Source organism: Neobacillus sp. NRS-1170 (assembly GCF_050468025.1).
Genome location: NZ_JBITPF010000137.1, coordinates 1 through 4,817, shown reverse-complemented (window position 1 = coordinate 4,817; position 4,817 = coordinate 1). Strand labels below are relative to the sequence as shown.

Here is a 4,817-nt window from a genome sequence, read left to right as displayed (position 1 = left end):
GGTGGTAATGATTATCCTTTCAGGAATGTATATTTTTCTCCAATAGATAATTAGATTAGTTAGGATTTGCTACGGCAGTCCTTTTTTCTTTTTGTACTAACGAGTGCGTGTGAGTTTAAGAAAGGATTGATGCGGAGATCCTTTTTTCTTGTTGCACTAACGGGTCAGTTTAGTGAAAGAAAAGTTGTCTAGTTATTTAAGGTATAATGGGTCTTATATTTAATAAAAGGATTGAAGAAAATGACTGAGATCCTTTGAAAAGTGATATATTCTATTCCCAATTAGCAGTATTTCAGTATGGTTTAGAAAATCCATTTAACGATTGGAATGACATTCATATAAACCAAGGTTTTGCTTGTAGAGAAGGTTCTGTATCTTTTGGTACTCTTTCCGATGATGTAGAATGTAAAATTACTGTAAGAGTTACGGATAAGAAAGAAGTGGATACCAATGTTATTAGGGCAATAGCTGTCCCTTTTTATATCGGTAACAAAGGAATTGAAGTTGGTTCTGTTATGGAAACAAAAGCGATTGATATTGAAGAGGGAATGTACGAGTTACTCTTTACCGTAAAACGATTAGAAAATGGGTTGGGTGATTACTCATTTATTTTCATAAAAAATAATAATCCCAAGGCGAATATTATCAAAGCAGATGATGAACTAAACCCACCATCAGTGTTAGTGATGAACGCTAAGCCAGCAATATAAGGAAGTCTTTTTCAAGTAACGGGTGCAAGAGTTAAAGATTTGGATGGCTGCGGCGATCCCCTTTTTTTATTGCACTAACGAAGCAGGTTAATATAAAAAGGATTTTTGATTGAAAGTGAAGAATATTAAATAAATCCATCTAAAATTTTTAGAGGATAAATTTAAAAATATTATGATTCGGGTTGAGGTGAAAATCGATTATCAATTATCTTTCATCATTCATCAAACATTATTAAATGTTAGGGAGGTGAAAATCGTTTTTAAGATTTCCGCACACACCGTTGAGAATAGGGATATGAAAAAATAGGTTAAAATGCAGTTTGTACGCCATTATGTTCATTTTGCATTTAACTACTGATCAAAAAGGTTTAGGCAGTGTGCAATCGAGTATATGTTATACTTAAAAGTTCTTGCCTTTCAGAATATACTAAAAAATAGTAGCTTAACGACAAGGAGTTGAGTTATGAAATTTCTGCTTACATCTGCAGGCATCAATAACAAAAGCATACACAAGGCGCTGGTTGGCATGCTGGACAAGCCAATCGCCGACTCCAACGCCCTGTGCATCCCCACCGCGATGTACGGACACCCCTGGGTTGGCCCCGGCGTCAAAGCTTGGGAGTTCATCAGCGGGAAAGAAGATAATCCTATGGTCGACCTAGGCTGGAAATCCGTCGGCATACTGGAGCTCACAGCGCTACCAAGTATTAGTGAAGACCGCTGGGTGCCGCTGGTCCGGGAGACGGATGTCCTGCTGGTGTCGGGCGGCGACGCCCTCTACCTGTGCCATTGGATGCGGCAATCCGGGCTGGCAGACCTCTTGCCGTCGCTGCACGCAGTCTATGTGGGAATGAGTGCTGGGAGCATGGTAATGGCACCTAACATCGGGGACTTCTTCGTTGGCTGGACTCCACCCAACGGTGGTGATGAAACGCTGGGACTTGTCGATTTTGCAATGTTCCCGCATTTGGATCACGAGATGCTGCCGTATAACACGATGGCTAATGCAGAGAGATGGGCCGCCGGGATTCAGGGGGCGTCGTATGCAATTGATGATCAAACCGCCATCAAAGTAATCGACGGAGAGGTCGAAGTTGTCTCCGAAGGGCATTGGAAATTGTTTTCGCACTGATATTTCTCCGCCGCTAAACATATCAAAAAACGTAGGCGAGATTCTTGTGATGAAAATATGATTTCATTTGACTGGGTCTTCGCTTCAACCAGCGTCAACAGATGAAGTGCTGGCCATTGCTTGATAACTTTGGGTCAAAGAATCTAGATGATATAGGGAAACAGTAGAAGTATTCTAATTCAAGGTAAAAGTAAAGTAAGACGTTAAACTGGTGTGCACCCAATTTAAGCTTTAATGAAGTAGAAAGATATGCCTAACGGAGTCAGACAATACTGGTTCCGTTAGTTTTTTTGTAAAATCACCTGCACCACTTTTGTTCCCACATACACTCTGGATATGTGGAGTGTGGAAACACGTGGTTTAAATACATAGTTGGCTTGGTCAATAAAAACCCTTATTGAATTTTGAAAGATTGTGAAATTTTACACTTAAACAAATGGGTGCAAGAGTTTAAGATTGGGATGCTGCGGCAATCCCATTTTTTTTATTGACTAATGGGGCAGATTAACGAAAATTGAAAAAGCCCATCCTTTCATGATGGAAAAAGAAAATCCCCAAAGTATATATTTACTTTTGGGGATGTTTTTCATAAGGAAGATATGGAACTTTCTTAGGTGTATATGTAATTACATCAGAAGAATAGATTTCAATTTTTAATTTGTTTTCTATCGATTTTGCAATAATGAGTATAGGTTGATTGTATTCATTTTTAAATATTAAGTCAGGTCCATTCCAACTAACAGTGGCATCCCGCTTTGGCGGAACGTATGAAACCTCTCTACTGTGTGAGCTACGCTGAACAACATTTAAACCAGCATTATCAACTGCATTAAAAAGGGTAGATGATACTTGACAAATTCCACCACCATAGTCTTCTGAAAGTTCCCCTTTAACGATTACAGTAGCAGGCATATATCCTTTTCCTGCTGTTCTTTCTCCAACCACTTTATTAAAGGAAAATATTTCACCTGGAAAAAGAACATAATTATTAATGGCTTTTGCAGCAAGATAAATGTTATTGTTTCTTTCTTTGTTTTTGGAATTGAAGAATGTTATATATTCCCCAATTTTTTCGCCTCTAATATTTCCAAGTAATTCACTGTCGATCCTTGGATAAATAGCTAGTAAGGGGACTTCAAATTCAGATGAACCATTATTAAAATAATAAGAAAAAATATTTTCTGCGAAAACTTGGCGATTTAAACAGTAACCGACTTGTTCTGGTATAATATGACCGTTTTTATCTATAAATGCATTTTTAGGATTTTGGGTAACATGCTGGTCTATTCGGTCCATAAATTTTTTTAGCTTTTGTTGATCTACAATGGGTAATACAGGCAAGTGCATCGAAAAGTTAGAACGGTTGACAACTGAAATAGGATGACTGTTGTTAGTAATCACTAAACTTCCTGGCATATTCACTTGTTGAGATAAAATTATTAGCCCAAGTATCCAACTTAAATTCATATGCTTAAAACCTCCCTAATCTAATTATTGAGTTGAAAGCTCCATTTCATGTAATTGCAGCTGTACTTTTATTCCGGTTATTTCTGGAAAGGAATCCTTGTGAAGAATTATATTTAGAATAACGGGTGCAAGAGTTGAAGATATAGACGCTTCGTGATTTCTTATTGATGCATTCTGGAAAATACCCATTCCTTTATTAACTACCTGTTGGTTTGAATGAAATTTGTAAAGTTATGGGAAATTAATTTTACATAAATTGTAAAGGGATTATTAACAAATGTGGGGTAGAAAGAGTAGTCGAAGAAAAGAGGTAGCTTGCATTGTTATAATCGGTGCTATAATTCCGGTAATAAACACAGTGTTGTTAAGAGGGTCATTAATCAACCAAGTAGAAAGAATCGCAAAGACTAATGAGGAAAACATAATAAAACAAAGCAGATATAAGCGATAGAATAAACGCTAGGAGTAGCTAAAAGTTTTATACTTTCCTTATATATTATCGTAGAAAAAAACAAACTTGCGTAAGAGTAAGGATTGGGATGGCTTAGGCGGTCCCTTTTCTTGTTGTTCTAACAAAAAGGAACAAAACTTTCAGGGGGGGAAGTTCTTATTTTGGATCATTCTCACGGTAATTTTTCGGTCATTTTGTAAAAAATTAATATGAGTATGTTGCACTTATTTTGTCCAAAAAAAGAAATCCACCCTTGGGCATTCTCAAGGATGGATCTCTCTGACAAATCCTTATTTAAACAAGGGTACACGATTTATTAAAATTTTATTTGACTAATATTTTTTCCTTCATTATTTGTACATAACGTATAGATAATGAATTAATGATAAAATAATCTCGGTCATTTCTCACGATAAAGTATTTATAACAATCCATTCTTTCATATATTTCTTTTTCAACATCTTCTTTTTTAACATCTGAATCTTTTATCATTTTTTCTGTGATTATATCATTATCCAATGTATAGCAAATTGTAAATTCCTTCAAACTAAATTTCCTTTCATTTTAAGAATGGTTTAATCTGTCCAATATCACCCAATCCGAATATTTGACTCCCCTAGAGGAACCATCACTTTTTGTGCCAGGGCACACGAGGATGAATACTATATTAAACAAGTACCCAACTTCTTTCTATGTATTATAAAAGATGATTGATGTAAGTAAATCCCTCTATTTTCCTTTAGACTTTATACCTATTAGAGGTTCATATACATAAACAACAGCTACTTATTAAAAAAATTCATGAGTTAAGGACCTAATGGTTGTCCAGTGAATGTGAAAGAATGTACACTAACGAGTACTTTCCTTAAATATTTGGCTGTGATTACAAGGCAGCGTTTTTGTTCTATTTTACCAATTCGTTTGCAAAAGCGGCTTGGAATCCCAGGGCAAGGGAAAGAAATTACAAACCAATTAAGGTTATTCAGCTAAAAAATTTTCCCCTTGCCAATGAGCAGAAAAAACGAAATTAATTGAGATTGTGAAGAAATGTACTGAT

General features: G+C 36.1%; 4 protein-coding genes. 2 read left to right on the top strand and 2 right to left on the bottom strand.

Going from position 1 to position 4,817, the window contains the following annotated elements; all coding sequences use genetic code 11:
* Positions 1-254 precede the first annotated feature (254 nt).
* Positions 255-710, top strand: a complete 456-nt coding sequence (gene comJ, locus ACIFOT_RS32465; RefSeq protein ID WP_430073121.1) for a competence protein ComJ — start codon at positions 255-257, stop codon at positions 708-710.
* A 463-nt stretch (positions 711-1,173) separates the two neighbouring features.
* On the top strand, positions 1,174-1,842 hold the full coding sequence (locus ACIFOT_RS32460) for a Type 1 glutamine amidotransferase-like domain-containing protein (protein ID WP_430073118.1): 669 nt from the start codon (positions 1,174-1,176) through the stop codon (positions 1,840-1,842).
* Positions 1,843-2,409: 567 nt separating this feature from the next.
* On the opposite strand, the gene ACIFOT_RS32455 is transcribed toward ACIFOT_RS32460, so the two are convergent.
* A complete protein-coding gene (locus tag ACIFOT_RS32455) occupies positions 2,410-3,309 on the bottom strand; it encodes a VanW family protein (protein ID WP_430073115.1) in 900 nt (299 codons plus the stop codon).
* A gap of 775 nt (positions 3,310-4,084) precedes the next feature.
* Entirely contained in the window at positions 4,085-4,306 is a 222-nt protein-coding gene (locus tag ACIFOT_RS32450; protein ID WP_430073112.1) for a hypothetical protein, read from the bottom strand.
* Between the last annotated feature and the right edge of the window lie 511 nt (positions 4,307-4,817).